The sequence below is a fragment of the Luteimonas sp. TWI662 genome (genome assembly GCF_039673825.1).
Lineage (GTDB): Bacteria > Pseudomonadota > Gammaproteobacteria > Xanthomonadales > Xanthomonadaceae > Luteimonas.
Window position 1 is genome coordinate 1 of record NZ_JBDJMI010000036.1, and the last position, 12,966, is coordinate 12,966.

General features: G+C 69.1%; 13 protein-coding genes. 4 read left to right on the plus strand and 9 right to left on the minus strand.

Going from position 1 to position 12,966, the window contains the following annotated elements; translation table 11 throughout:
* Positions 1–159: 159 nt before the first annotated feature.
* The 9 genes from gcvH to ABE488_RS16900 form a co-directional block, all read right to left on the minus strand.
* On the minus strand, positions 160–555 hold the full coding sequence (gene gcvH, locus ABE488_RS16860) for a glycine cleavage system protein GcvH (protein WP_346443348.1): 396 nt from the start codon (positions 553–555) through the stop codon (positions 160–162).
* Positions 556–623: 68 nt separating this feature from the next.
* Positions 624–1,721: a glycine cleavage system aminomethyltransferase GcvT gene (gene gcvT / locus ABE488_RS16865; protein WP_346443346.1), complete on the minus strand. Its 1,098-nt coding sequence runs from the start codon at positions 1,719–1,721 to the stop codon at positions 624–626.
* Positions 1,722–1,802: 81 nt separating this feature from the next.
* The gene (locus tag ABE488_RS16870) at positions 1,803–2,234 is read right to left on the minus strand and encodes an NfeD family protein (RefSeq protein ID WP_346449576.1); all 432 of its coding nucleotides are present in this window, start codon (positions 2,232–2,234) and stop codon (positions 1,803–1,805) included.
* A 10-nt stretch (positions 2,235–2,244) separates the two neighbouring features.
* The gene (locus ABE488_RS16875) at positions 2,245–3,207 is read right to left on the minus strand and encodes an SPFH domain-containing protein (protein ID WP_337246121.1); all 963 of its coding nucleotides are present in this window, start codon (positions 3,205–3,207) and stop codon (positions 2,245–2,247) included.
* 137 nt (positions 3,208–3,344) lie between these two features.
* Positions 3,345–4,292 carry a DUF6607 family protein gene (locus tag ABE488_RS16880; protein ID WP_346443342.1) on the minus strand — a complete coding sequence of 316 codons (948 nt, stop codon included), beginning with the start codon at positions 4,290–4,292 and terminating at the stop codon, positions 3,345–3,347.
* Positions 4,289–4,921 carry a Hemin transport protein gene (locus ABE488_RS16885; protein WP_346443341.1) on the minus strand — a complete coding sequence of 211 codons (633 nt, stop codon included), beginning with the start codon at positions 4,919–4,921 and terminating at the stop codon, positions 4,289–4,291. The genes ABE488_RS16880 and ABE488_RS16885 overlap by 4 nt, the downstream gene beginning before the upstream one ends.
* Before the next feature lie 35 nt (positions 4,922–4,956).
* The gene (locus ABE488_RS16890; RefSeq protein ID WP_346449552.1) at positions 4,957–7,215 is read right to left on the minus strand and encodes a TonB-dependent hemoglobin/transferrin/lactoferrin family receptor; all 2,259 of its coding nucleotides are present in this window, start codon (positions 7,213–7,215) and stop codon (positions 4,957–4,959) included.
* 133 nt (positions 7,216–7,348) lie between these two features.
* Positions 7,349–7,570 (minus strand): hemin uptake protein HemP, encoded by a 222-nt coding sequence (locus ABE488_RS16895; protein WP_346443339.1) that lies wholly within the window; start codon positions 7,568–7,570, stop codon positions 7,349–7,351.
* A gap of 64 nt (positions 7,571–7,634) precedes the next feature.
* The gene (locus ABE488_RS16900; RefSeq protein ID WP_346449554.1) at positions 7,635–8,630 is read right to left on the minus strand and encodes an aldo/keto reductase; all 996 of its coding nucleotides are present in this window, start codon (positions 8,628–8,630) and stop codon (positions 7,635–7,637) included.
* Between the two features lie 189 nt (positions 8,631–8,819).
* Between ABE488_RS16900 and ABE488_RS16905 the strand changes: the two genes are divergently transcribed.
* The 4 genes from ABE488_RS16905 to dusB all read left to right on the plus strand — a co-directional run bounded on the left by ABE488_RS16905 (position 8,820) and on the right by dusB (position 12,945).
* Positions 8,820–10,118, plus strand: coding sequence for a nucleoside transporter C-terminal domain-containing protein (locus ABE488_RS16905; protein WP_337246126.1), 1,299 nt, complete (start codon positions 8,820–8,822; stop codon positions 10,116–10,118).
* Positions 10,119–10,158: 40 nt separating this feature from the next.
* The gene (locus ABE488_RS16910) at positions 10,159–11,112 is read left to right on the plus strand and encodes a ribokinase (protein ID WP_346443335.1); all 954 of its coding nucleotides are present in this window, start codon (positions 10,159–10,161) and stop codon (positions 11,110–11,112) included.
* Positions 11,113–11,173: 61 nt separating this feature from the next.
* The gene (locus ABE488_RS16915) at positions 11,174–11,896 is read left to right on the plus strand and encodes a DUF4893 domain-containing protein (RefSeq protein ID WP_346449556.1); all 723 of its coding nucleotides are present in this window, start codon (positions 11,174–11,176) and stop codon (positions 11,894–11,896) included.
* A gap of 53 nt (positions 11,897–11,949) precedes the next feature.
* Complete coding sequence (dusB, locus tag ABE488_RS16920; protein ID WP_346449558.1) at positions 11,950–12,945, plus strand: tRNA dihydrouridine synthase DusB; 996 nt, start codon at positions 11,950–11,952, stop codon at positions 12,943–12,945.
* Positions 12,946–12,966: the final 21 nt, after the last annotated feature.

Below are 12,966 nucleotides of genomic sequence, written 5' to 3' on the forward strand. Positions count from 1 at the left end.
TGATCGTCTTCCGGTCGAACATCCCCTCACCCTTGCGCCCTGGAATCAGGCATCAAGCGTAACGGTGGCTGGCAAAGGACTCCCCGCTAATCTGCGAAGAACCAAAAAAAAGCGCGCCCCTTAGGGCGCGCTTCGATGAACACGGATCGCGAGGCGGCCTCAGTCGGCGTCCTCCTCCAGCAGCTCGGCGTAATCGTCGGGAGAAAGCAGGTCGGCGAGTTGCTCGGGATCGTCGAGCTCGATGACGAACAGCCAGCCTTCGCCGAAGGCGTCTTCGTTGATGGTCTCGGGCTTGTCGGCGAGCGAAGCGTTGACCGCCGCGATCTTGCCCGACACCGGGGCGTAGACGTCGGAGGCCGCCTTGACCGACTCGACCACGGCCACGCCGTTGCCGGCCTCGACAGTGTCGCCGACGGCGGGCAGTTCGACGTACACCAGGTCGCCAAGCAGACCCTGGGCATGGTCCGAGATGCCGACGGTGACCTTGCCGTCGCCTTCGACACGGACCCATTCGTGTGACTTCAGGAACTTCAGGTCGCCAGGGATTTCGCTCATTGTCGGCTCCGGTGAAAACATGACTGCGGGAAAGTGACGATAGTGTAAGCCAAGGGTCCGGCGGTGGATCAGATGCCGTCGACGACCCGGCCGTTGCGCACGAACGGGAAGGCGACCACGCGCACCGGCACCTGACGGCCGCGGATGTCGACGGTCACCTCGCCCGGCTCGCCGGCCGGCACGCGAGCGAACGCGATCGCCTTGCCGATCGTCGGCGAGAACGTGCCCGACAGGATCTCGCCCTGCCCCTGGGCGGTGGTGACCGTCTGGCCGTGACGCAGCACGCCCTTGTCGTCCATCACCAGCCCGATCATCTGACGAGGCGCGGCGGTGCTGTGCTGTTCGAGCAATGCGCGGCCGTTGAACGCGCGCCCTTCGTCGAGTGCGACCGTCCATCCGAGCGCGGCCTCGTAAGGCGAAACCGTCTCGTCCATATCCTGGCCGTAAAGCGCGAGGCCGGCCTCGAGCCGCAGGGTGTCGCGCGCGCCCAGGCCGGCCGGTGCCACGCCGGCGGCGTGCAGCGCCTCCCACAGCGCGACGGCATGGCGCTCGTGGAGCACGATCTCGAAGCCGTCCTCGCCGGTATAGCCGGTGCGTGCGACGAACAGGTCGCCGAACGGCGTGGCCTCGAGTTCGGCGGCGGCGAACCGGCCAAGCTTGTCGAGGACGAGGGCATCCACCTCGCCGAGCAACCCGGCGACCTTGGCCCGCGCCTGCGGCCCCTGCACGGCGATCATCGCCAGCTCCGGACGCTCGCTGACCTCGACCTCGAACCCGGCAGCCTGCGCCTGGATCCAGGCCAGGTCCTTGTCGCGCGTGGCGGCATTGACGACCAGGCGGTACCAGTCGTCGGCCATGAAGTAGACGATCAGGTCGTCGATGATCCCGCCCTCGGGCGTGAGCATGCAGGTGTAGAGCGCCTTGCCCGGGCTCTTGAGCTTGTCGATCGAGTTGGCGACGAGCTGGCGCAGAAACGCGCGGGTCTGCGCACCGCGCAGGTCGACCACGGTCATGTGGCTGACGTCGAACATGCCGGCGTCGCGACGCACATGGTGATGCTCCTCGATCTGGGAGCCGTAGTTGAGCGGCATGTCCCAGCCGCCGAAGTCGACCATGCGCGCGCCCAGGGCGCGGTGCGATGCGTTGAGGATGGTCTTCTGGGTCATGATGGACTGCCGGCTCGCCTGCGGAAAGCACGCATTATCGCAGGTCGGCGGCGCCATCGGCCGCCTTCCGGAACGACGAGCTCAGACGGCGTCGACGTGCAGGTTGACGCCGTCGGTCCCAAGGATGCGCACCATCGTGCCGGCCGGCAGGTCGGCGCCCTCGACGACCCAGAAGGCATCGCCGATCTTGACCCGCCCGCGTCCGGCGACGATCGCCTGGTCGAGCGGCACGACCCGACCGACGTGCTGGGAGGCGCGGCGGTTGAGCGTGGGGTGGTCGCTCTGACGCTCGCGATTGCGGAACCATTTGCGATACACCAGGATCGACACGAAGCTGAGCACGACGAACAGCGCGACCTGCGGCAGCAGCGCCAGGCCCGGCACCAGCAGGACGACGACGAATACTGCCGCGGCCGCAAACCCCATCCACAGCAGGAACGCGCCGGGCACCAGGGTCTCGGCCGCCATCAGCAGCAACGCGACCGCAGCCCAGCCGACGACGTCCGCGCGCAGCCAGTCCATGTCAGAGCCCGCCGCGCTGCGGTGCCGGCGCCTGCGGACGCGCCTGGGTCTTCTGGCCCAGCGCTTCCTTGGCCAGTTCGCCGATCCCGGCAATCGAGCCGATGATGCCGCTGGTCTCCATCGGCATCAGCACGAACTTCTGATTCGGCGCCGTCGCCAGCTTCTCGAACGCCTCGACATACTTCTGCGCGACGAAGTAGTTGATCGCCTGCACGTCGCCGTTGGCGATCGCGTTGGACACCATCTCCGTCGCCCGCGCCTCCGCCTCGGCCAGCCGCTCGCGCGCCTCGGCCTCGCGGAAGGCGGCTTCCTTCTGGCCCTCGGCTTGCAGGATCGCGGCCTGCTTGTCGCCCTCGGCGCGCAGGATCTCCGACTGCCGATGCCCCTCGGCCTCGAGAATGACCGCGCGCCGCTCGCGCTCGGCCTTCATCTGACGCGCCATCGAATCCACCAGGTCGCGCGGCGGCTGGATGTCGCGGATCTCGATGCGGGTGACCTTGATGCCCCAGGGATTGGTCGCATGGTCGACGACGTTGAGCAACTGGGCATTGATCGTCTCGCGGTTGCTCAGCGACTCGTCGAGGTCCATCGAGCCGATCACGGTGCGGATGTTGGTCTGCACCAGCGCGATCGTCGCGATCTCCAGGTTCGAGACCTCGTAGGCCGCCTTGGCCGCGTCGAGCACCTGGAAGAACACCACGCCGTCCACGCGCACCACCGCGTTGTCCTTGGTGATGACATCCTGGCTGGGAACGTCGAGCACCTGCTCCATCATGTTGATCTTGCGGCCGACCCCATAGACGATCGGGATCAGGAAGTGCAGGCCCGGCGCCATCGAATGGGTGTACTTGCCGAAGCGCTCGACGGTCCACTCATACCCCTGCGGCACCATGCGCACCGTCTTGAACAGCACGATGACGCCAGCGAGCGCGAGCACCACCGCCAGAAACAGTCCCGTTCCCATGCGTTTCCCCTACTTCGATCCGCGGACATCCGCGCTGGGCCGAGTATAGGGCGGGCCACCGTGACGCGCGGTCGCGAGCCGTCGCGCCGGCTGCGGCTTGCGGCGTCCCTGCCGCAGCCGCATCGTGGCACGCCGGGCTACGGCGCGGCGGTCGTCACCCAGGCCTCGAACACCGCATCGATCTGGGCGTCGGTCACCGTGCCGCCGTCCTGAACCGTCTGCGCCTGCTCGAACAGCGGCACGATCAGGGCCATGCCGTCGATCTCCGTCTTCAGACGCACGCCCGCAGGCGCGGCCAGGCGCGCCTGCCAGCGATCGCGCACGCGGGCCCAGTAGCCCTGGGTCGCCTTCCAATAGGCGTAGGCCGGCGAGAAATCGATCGCGGTGGTCTTCACGTAGTCATTGAAACCGAACTCGCGGACCAGTTGCGCGGTCGGCCGGCCCTGCGCGTCGCGTACGGTCTTGGTGTTGTCCTGCTCGTGGGTCCAGCCGCCGGGCACGATCGTATGCCGGTTGATTGCCCCCAGCGCGTTGTAGTCGCTGCGCTTGGTGTACTCGCGGCGCGGCAACGGGCGCCAGTCCGCATCCGAGGTCCAGGTCGAGATGCCGCCGGCATGCACCCAGCGCCCGGTGCCGCAGTAACGCGGCGCATCGCTGACCTCATAGACGCATTGCGTCCAGCCGCCGCGGACAAGTTCGGCCGGCACCTCACGCCGCTGCCAGGTCTGATCGGCGGTGAACTCCCAACGCGTCGGCGCCTCATAGTGCCAGTCCTGGCGCCAGTGCTTGACCACGTGCCCGCTCTTGACGTCGAGCAGCAGGTGCTGGAGCACGATCCGGCCGGGGGCATCCTCGACGACGATCACGACCTCGTCGCCGCCGCTGTCCTTGGCGGGCACGCGGTCGTAACCCGGCGCCAACACGGCGGTCTCCTCGAACGAGAAGCGCACCGTGTACTCGCCCTGCATCGCGAGGATAGCGGTGCGATCGGCGGCGGGGGCGTGCGCTGGCGTTGCGGTGGCGGACGCTGCGACGGCTGGGGCCAGCAGCAGGACGAACGCCAGGGCGGCGGCTTGCGGGTTCATGCGGAATCTCCGGAACGGGTGGAAAGCGAACGTGCGGGTAAGGCAGTGGGAAACGCCGTTGTGTCGCGGGGCTGGCCAATGCCGGCCGATGGCGGCGCGGCCGTGCGGCGCGTGCATCCCTCGACCGCCACGGCAGGCGCAATGCCGTAGGCGCGCACGATCCGGCGCGCGCAGTCGGCGCCCAGCGGTGAAATCGTCGCCAGGCTGGCGACCAGCATCGGGGCGCCGTCGATCGTGGTGCAGGCAGGCGTCAACGCATGGAAGCGCAGCACGCTCGCCTGCCAGCCGCCCGACCACAGACGCTGCGCGAGTCCGTACCACAGGCGCTCGGCCAGGCCGGCCGGTGCGCTGCGACCACCCGCCGGGTAGTGCTCGATCAGCGCCTCCCAGGCCAGAAAGTCGCTGTCGGGCAGCAGGTGCAGTTGCCAGCAGCAGACATCTTCGGCATCGAAGAACAGCAGGCTCTCGCGCATGCCGTCGTCATCGAGCGCGCGGTGGGCCTCGACCCTGCGTGCGCGCGACCAGCCGCCAAGCTCGTTCACCGCGCCTGGGCGGTGCAGGCACAGCACCGTCCCGAGGGTGGCCAGTTGCGCCGTCGTCGGCGGCCCCGCCACATCGTCGGATGCCATTGCCGGAGGCAGGACCGCGGCCGCGCGCGCCATCGTCAGAAGTCGACCGCGAAGCTAACCGCCAGGCTGCGCCCGGGCGCGGTGTAGCGGTCGAACGTCGTCGAGGCGGCGGCGACCAGTGGCACGTTCCCTGCCGGCCAGTACTTGCGATCGGCGAGATTGAGGACACCGACGTTGACCGTCGTGCCTGGCGCGAACGTCCAATGGGCATAGAGGTCGAGCACCGCATGGCCCGGTGTCTCACGGTAACCGACGGCCGTACTGGCCGGCGGCAGGCGATCGCGTCGTGCGGCGAAGCGCCCGGCCAGTTCCGCGCCCCAGGTGTCGCCGTCGAAGGCCAGGCCCAAGGCGGCGGTCAGCGGATCGACGCTGGCCAGCGGATCGCCGGTCGTGCGGTCCTCGCCGCGCGACCACGCGGCCGCGCCGCGCAGCGACCAGCCGGTGAGCGCCGGCGCCAGGACGTCGAGGTCGAGTCCGCCCTTGAACTCCACGCCCCAGATGCGCGCATCGGCGACATTCTGCGATTGGAAGATCATCAGACCGCTGTCGGGATCGATGCCGACAAAGCGCGTGGACTCGATGAAATCATCGTATCGGTTGTAGTAGCCGGTCAGGCCGGCATAGGCCGATCGGCCGGCGAAGCGCAGGCCCAACTCCAGCCCGTCGCTGGTCTCCGGGCGCAGGTCCGGATTGGGAATGGCGGTGTAGCCGAAGGCGAAGTTGGTGAAGCCGATGTTGACGTCGTTATATGGCGGCGCGCGGAAGCCCGCGGCGTAGCCGCCGAACAGCGACCAGGCCTCGGCGAAATGCCAGACCGCACCGAGCTTGGGCGAGACCCGGGTCTTGCGGATGTCGGCGACCTGCGTGGACGGGTTGTCCTCGCGAAAGATCGTGTCGACCTTGGGCTTGAGCCGGTAATGGTCGACCCGGATCGCGGGAACCAGGCGCACCGCGCCATCGGCGAACGCGATCTCGTCCTGCACGTAGAGCGCGGCTTTGGTGGTGTCGCTGATCGGGAAGTCGCGAACCGGGAAGACGTCGGGGCTGATGACGTTGGTCACCGCGCCGGTGTCGAGGATCGTGCGCAGGCCATCGCGCTTCTGCCGGGTTTCCGCGACCTCCACGTCGAGGCCGTAGGCCAGCGTGTGGACAACGCTGCCGGTCTCGAACGTCTTGCGCGCATTGGCCTGCACGCCATAGGTGCGCTGGTCGAAAAAGAAGCTGCGCTCGCGGCGGTCGCGCAGCGCCGACGTCATCTGCGTGGCGGGGACGTTGCGCGCCTCCAGGCTGTCCTGGCGCGTGCGGCTGTCCTGCCGATAGACCTGCCAGTCCACGGCGTCGGCAAGTGCCCAGGACAGTCCATCGATCTCGTGCCCGAACGAGACCCGCACGCGCGACTGGTGGTCGTCGCCGAGCACCTGCGTGTTGGTCGCGCGCGTCATGGCCTGGAAGCCATAAGAAGTCAGCACATCGGTCTCGACGTCGTCCTCGTTGCCCTCGACCGTCAACCGGAAGCGCTGCCGGGCATCGGGCGCGAACACCGCCTTGGCCAGCACGCTGCGACCGTTGGTCGATTGCGGGTTGGCCTGCGTGCGGGCGCTGCCCTCGCCGCCCACCTCGCCCATGGTCTCGGTCTCCTTGCCCTGGCGGTGGCCCACGGCCACCAGGCCCGACCAGCGCGCGCCGCCGAACGCCGCGGTGGCATTGGCGAACAGACCTTCGTCGGCGGTCGTGGCGCCGAGCTTGAAGCCGAAGTACGCGTCACGCCCGTCATCCAGATAGTCGGACGGATCCTTGGTGACGAACGAGACCACGCCACCGAGCGCGTCCGAGCCGTAGAGCGAACTCGTCGGCCCTCGCACGACCTCGACCCGCTTGAGCGTGTCCGGGTCGACGAAGTTGCGGTTGGCGTTGGAGAAACTGCCGATGGAGAATGCATCGGAAACCGCGATGCCATCGGTCTGGATGCGCACCCGGTTGCCACCCAGGCCGCGGATGCGGATGTCCGACAGGCCAAAGCGGCCGACATTGCGGCCGACAGTCACGCCGGGCTCGTAGCGGAACAGGTCGGCGATGTCGCGGACCAGAGTTGCGTCCATGCGCGCGCGATCGATCACATCGACAGTATTGGGCACGTCGACGATCGCGCGTTCGGTCCGGGTGGCGGTGACGACGACCCGGTCGAACTCGGCCAAAGCCGGTGCGGTGGCGTCGACAGCGCCGTCGGGCGCGGCCAGCGCGGCGAACGGACACAGGCCCAGGGCCAGGGAAACAGAAAGCGGGTGGAGGCGCATGCGCAGACTCGTGCTTGGAGGGCGACGGCTGGCTGGCAGGCGCGGGGAGAGGAACGCGCGGGCGGGCGACCGGAGAGATCGGTAGATGGACGGGGCCGCCACTCGGGCACGGCGGCACCGATCGACGGCGGGCTTACTTGGTCAGAATCAGCTTGTCGTTGCGGGTGTGGCGCAGGCGATAGACCTCGTTGCCGTGACGGATCTGCAGCTCGCGCTGGCCGCGCAGCAGCTGCGCACTGTCGAGCTCGATCGGCTCGGGCGCGCGGACATCGTGGGCGCGGGCCAGTCGGTGCACGTTGTGGCCATCGGCCGAGTCGCGGGCGGGAACGGAATCGCGGAACTGGGGCGCAAGCATGGTCGGTTCCTCGGAAGCGGGCCCCCAATGCTAGTGATTCTCATTTCCTAGTCAAGAGCGACTGTCATTCTTCCGATGGGCGGTCATTGTTCGGCCCGCCCATCAATGCATCCACGCGTGCCCAGAAGCCGGTGTCAGGCCGCGCAACGAGTTCGAGCGCCTGCAGGTTTTCGATCAGCTGCTCCACCCGGCTGGCGCCCAGCAGCACCGAGGACACGTGCGGATTGCGCAGACACCAGGCGATCGCCAGCGGTGCCGGCGCAACCCCCAACTGCGCCGCCAATGCGACGAATCGCGAAGCGCGCCCCACCCGCTCCGTATCCCCCAGCACTTCGCGCTGCAACCAGCCCAGCTCCGGCTGGGCGAGTCGGCTGTCGGCGGGCACGCCGCCGGCGTACTTGCCGGTCAACAGGCCCGAGGCCAGCGGCGACCACGTCGTTGTGCCCAGCCCGAGTTCGGCATACAGCGGCGCGTACTCCAGCTCGACCCGCTCGCGCCGCAGCAGGCTGTACTCGGGCTGCTCCATCGTCGGCCCGTGCAGGTGGTGCGTGCGCGCGATCTGCGCTGCCTCGCGGATCGCGGCCGCCGGCCATTCGGAGGTGCCCCAGTACAGGACCTTGCCCTGGCGGATCAGCGTGTCCATCGCCCACACGGTCTCGGCCAACGGGGTGTCGGGATCGGGCCGGTGGCAAAAATAGAGGTCGAGGTGATCGACCCGCAGCCGCCGCAGTGCGGCATCGCAGGCATCGCGCACGTGCTTGCGCGACAGCCCCCGCTGGGTGGGCCGGGGCTCGGTCGCCGCGCCGAAGAACACCTTGCTCGACACGCAATAGCCGTCGCGCGGCAGGCGCAGATCGGCGATCACGTCCCCCATGACGCGCTCCGCCTCGCCGTTGGCGTAGCCCTCGGCATTGTCGAAGAAGTTGATGCCATGGTCCCAGGCCGCGGCCACCAGCTCGCGCGCCTGGCCCCGGCCGACCTGGCGCCCGAACGTGGTCCAGGCGCCGAACGAGAGCGCCGAGAGCTGCAGGCCGGAGGTGCCGAGACGACGGTAATGCATGGGCGGGGTTCCTCGCTGTCGGGGCGCATCAGTGTATGCAAGCCGCGCCTTCGCGCGGCCGGCCCCGCCCGGCATACCGCGCCGTCGGCGCGGTGGGCCTGAATGACACGGCCTTCACATGGCCCGTGGTTGCCCGTACCGGCCCGCTGCACTAGGCTGCGCGACTTGTCGACGGGCCTGGGGGCCACGATGGAAGACCTGACGCGGATCGGCTTCGGCCTGTTCGGACTCGCCGTGCTGCTCGCGATCACGTGGCTGTTCTCCAACAACAAGCGCGCCGTCGACTGGAAGCTGGTCGCCACCGGCGTCACCCTGCAGATCGCGTTCGCCGCCGTCGTGCTGCGCGTGCCCGGCGGGCGCGAGGTGTTCGATGCGCTGGGCCACGGCTTCGTCAAGGTGCTCTCGTTCGTCAACGCCGGCTCGGAGTTCATCTTCGGCAGCCTGATGAACGTGGAGACCTACGGCTTCATCTTCGCGTTCCAGGTGCTGCCGACGATCATCTTCTTCGCCGCGCTGATGGGCGTGCTCTATCACCTGGGCGTGATGCAGGCGATCGTGCGGGTCATGGCACTGGCGATCACCAAGGTGATGCGGGTCTCGGGCGCGGAGACCACCAGCGTGTGCGCCAGCGTGTTCATCGGCCAGACCGAGGCGCCGCTGACCGTGCGCCCGTACATCTCCAGGATGACCGAGTCGGAGCTGATCACGATGATGATCGGCGGCATGGCGCATATCGCCGGCGGCGTGCTCGCGGCGTACGTGGGCATGCTCGGCGGCGGCAACCCCGAGGAACAGGCGTTCTACGCCAAGCATCTGCTGGCGGCTTCGATCATGGCCGCACCGGCGACGCTGGTCATCGCCAAGATCCTGATCCCCGAGACGCGCGAGCCGCTGACCCGCGGCACGGTCAAGATGGAGGTCGAGAAGACCACCGGCAACATTATCGATGCCGCGGCCGCCGGCGCTGGCGACGGCCTGCGCCTGGCGCTGAACATCGGTGCGATGCTGCTGGCCTTCATCGCGCTGATCGCGATGATCAACTGGCCGCTGGAATGGATCGGCGAGGCCACCGGCCTGGCCGAGGCGATCGGCCGCCCGACCAACCTGGCGACGATCTTCGGCTTCGTGCTCGCCCCGATCGCCTGGCTGATCGGCGTGCCGTGGCAGGACGCGTCTGTGGTCGGCTCGCTGATCGGCCAAAAGATCGTCATCAACGAATTCGTCGCCTACCTGCAGCTGGCCGACATCGTCAACGGCCGTGTCGAGGGCATCGCGCTGACCGAGCAGGGCCGCCTGATCGCGACCTATGCGCTGTGCGGCTTTGCGAACTTCAGCTCGATCGCGATCCAGATCGGCGGCATCGGCGGCCTGGCCCCCGACCGCCGCCAGGATCTGGCGCGGTTCGGCCTGCGCGCGGTGCTCGGCGGCACCATCGCCACGCTGATGACCGCGACGATCGCCGGCGTGCTGACCTACATCGGCGCCTGACGCCGAGCCATTGCGAGAGCGGGACAAAGAGGATGTGCGCGTGAGTCGTGTCGTCGTCGTCGGGTCGTTCAATGTCGACCATGTCTGGAACTGCAGCACCCTGCCGCGCCGCGGCGAGACGCTCAGCGGCCGTTACCACACCGGGCCCGGCGGCAAGGGCTTCAATCAGGCCGTCGCCTCGACCCGGGCAGGCGCGCAGACCACCTTCCTGTGCGCGCTGGGCGACGACGACGGCGGCCGCCAGGCACGCACACTCGCCCAGGCCGACGGGATCGCGATGCGCGTGCGCGAGAGCAGCCACCCGACCGGCACGGCCGGTATCTACGTCGATGAGGCCGGCCACAACACCATCGTCATCGGCGCCGGCGCCAACGGCGACCTGTGTGCCTCCTGGGTGGGCCGGCAGGCTGAGGCTCTGGCCGGCGCCCGCGTCCTGCTGACCCAGCTCGAATCCCCGCTCGACAGCGTGCTCGAAGCGATGCGCCTGGCGCGCGCGGCCGGCACCTCGACCATGCTCAACCCCGCGCCGGCCAACGCGCAGTGCCTGCGCGAGCTGCTCGCCGCGGCCGACATCCTCACTCCGAACGAGACGGAGTTCGCCGGCCTGCTCGAGCGCCACACCAGCCATCGCATCGACAGCGAGGCGATCGCCGGCACGGCCGATGCGCAGTTGCATCGCTGGTGCCGCACGCTGCTGCCCCGCGGCACGGTGGTGATCACGCTCGGCGCCGCCGGTGCGTTCGTCTCCCATCGCGAGGATCTGACCCGCGGCGATACGCAGCCGTTCTATCGCGTGCCGGCCGACAAGGTCGAACCGGTCGACACCACCGGTGCGGGCGATGCATTCAACGGCGCCCTGGCCGCTTCGCTCGCCGGCGACCAGGCCGTGCCCTTCGACACCCACGTGCGTTTCGCCGCGCATTACGCGGGGCGATCGACCGAGCGGGTCGGTGCCGCCGCGGCGATGCCGCACCTGCGCCCCACGACGGACTGACGACACCGCACGCGCTACGGTCGCCCGGCCGCGGCACCGAGGATCGCGGCGGAGTCTGCCGATGTCCTGTTGTTCATTTCCCGCGCGCCTGCGTGCCGGCACCGGCCTGGCGATCGCGCTCGCACTGGCCGCCTGCAGCCCGGCCGACCCGGCGCCGACACCGACATCGCCGGCCGACGTGCCAACCACGGCCGATGCCGCGAAGTCCGCTGCCAACCCGATGACGGAGGCGGCGCCGCCCGCGCAGGCGGACGCGCACGGCAGCACACCGGACGACTGGCGGAGCCAGGCCTGGCCGGCCGACCGCGACGCGATCCTCGCCGACCCCATGTTCGACCAAGCGCTCGACGACCACGATCCAGTGCTGGCGGACGCGCGACAGGCGCTGGCACTGGCCGGAAGCGGCCGCCCGCTGGGCACGATCACCGGCGCCTGGAAAGTCCGCTCGCTGCAGTTCGACGGACGCGGCGGCGCCTATGGCTACCCATGGTTCGACGCCACGAACGCGCGCCGCGACGGTATGCTGACCTTCGCCAAGACGACCGGTTCGCAGCGCCGACAAGGCCGACTGCTGCCGATCGACCGCAGTACGCTCGCATTCCTGGGCTCGCAGTCGGTCAACGACGATCCCTCCCCCGGCTACAGCCGCCAGTGGCCCACGCCGCCGGCTGCGCGCGTCGAGGGCGACAGCGTCGGACGCTTGGTGCGCACCGGCGACGACGAACTGCTGATGGTGCTCGACGTCGATGGCCCGCGCTTCGAGCTCTACCAACTGCGCCGCTGAATTCAGAAGGGCGTGTGCGCGACCCGGGTCCACCGATCGGCGACAATGGGCGCATGCAGATCGGTCCGTACCGCATCGAACCCAACGTGGTGCTGGCCCCGATGGCCGGCGTCACCGACAAGCCGTTCCGGCAGCTGTGCAAGCGCCTGGGCGCGGGCCTGGCGATGTCGGAGATGACGATCAGCGATCCGCGCTTCTGGCGCACCGAGAAGTCGCTGCGCCGCATGGACCACGACGGCGAGCCGGCCCCGGTCGGCGTACAGATCGCCGGTACCGAGCCGGCCATGCTCGCCGAGGCGGCGCGCCACAACGTCGCGCACGGCGCGCAGATCGTCGACATCAACATGGGCTGCCCGGCCAAGAAGGTCTGCAACGCCTGGGCTGGCTCGGCGCTGATGCAGGACGAAGCGCTGGTCGCACGGATCCTGCAGGCCGTGGTCGCCGCCGTCGACGTGCCAGTGACACTGAAGATCCGCACCGGCTGGTGCGCCGCACATCGCAACGCACCGACGATCGCGCGTATCGCGCAGGACGCGGGCATCGCCGCCCTCGCCGTCCACGGCCGCACCCGCGACCAGCACTACACCGGCAGCGCCGAGTACGACACGATCGCGGCGATCAAGGCGCACCTGTCGATCCCGGTGATCGCCAACGGCGACATCGACTCGCCGGAAAAGGCGCTGGCGGTACTGCGCCACACCGGATGCGACGCGGTCATGGTCGGTCGCGCGGCGCAGGGCCGGCCCTGGATTTTCCGCGAGATCGCGCACTTTCTCGCCACCGGCCACCACCTCCCGCCACCGTCGCTGCAGGAGATCCGCGACATCCTGCTCGGCCATCTCCAGGCGCTGCATGCGTTCTACGGCGAACCCGCCGGCGTGCGCATCGCACGCAAGCACCTGGGCTGGTACGCGAAAGACCGACCGGAGCATCACGCCTTCCGCGCTCTGGTCAACCGTGCCGACACCGCGCAGGAGCAACTCGCGCTGACGCGCGCCTACTTCGATGCACTGATCGCCGGCGACACGCACCCGATGCTGGCTGCCTGACAGACCGTATTCGCACGCCCG

Excerpts from the sequence above, each read along its gene's own strand:
- ABE488_RS16900 (WP_346449554.1), bottom strand. The coding sequence starts at position 8,630 with ATGCATTACCGTCGTCTCGGCACCTCCGGCCTGCAGCTCTCGGCGCTC.
- ABE488_RS16880 (WP_346443342.1), bottom strand. The coding sequence starts at position 4,292 with ATGAACCCGCAAGCCGCCGCCCTGGCGTTCGTCCTGCTGCTGGCCCCA.
- gcvT (WP_346443346.1), bottom strand. The coding sequence starts at position 1,721 with ATGACCCAGAAGACCATCCTCAACGCATCGCACCGCGCCCTGGGCGCG.
- dusB (WP_346449558.1), top strand. The coding sequence starts at position 11,950 with ATGCAGATCGGTCCGTACCGCATCGAACCCAACGTGGTGCTGGCCCCG.
- ABE488_RS16885 (WP_346443341.1), bottom strand. The coding sequence starts at position 4,921 with ATGGCATCCGACGATGTGGCGGGGCCGCCGACGACGGCGCAACTGGCC.
- ABE488_RS16915 (WP_346449556.1), top strand. The coding sequence starts at position 11,174 with ATGTCCTGTTGTTCATTTCCCGCGCGCCTGCGTGCCGGCACCGGCCTG.
- ABE488_RS16890 (WP_346449552.1), bottom strand. The coding sequence starts at position 7,215 with ATGCGCCTCCACCCGCTTTCTGTTTCCCTGGCCCTGGGCCTGTGTCCG.
- ABE488_RS16905 (WP_337246126.1), top strand. The coding sequence starts at position 8,820 with ATGGAAGACCTGACGCGGATCGGCTTCGGCCTGTTCGGACTCGCCGTG.
- ABE488_RS16875 (WP_337246121.1), bottom strand. The coding sequence starts at position 3,207 with ATGGGAACGGGACTGTTTCTGGCGGTGGTGCTCGCGCTCGCTGGCGTC.
- gcvH (WP_346443348.1), bottom strand. The coding sequence starts at position 555 with ATGAGCGAAATCCCTGGCGACCTGAAGTTCCTGAAGTCACACGAATGG.
- ABE488_RS16895 (WP_346443339.1), bottom strand. The coding sequence starts at position 7,570 with ATGCTTGCGCCCCAGTTCCGCGATTCCGTTCCCGCCCGCGACTCGGCC.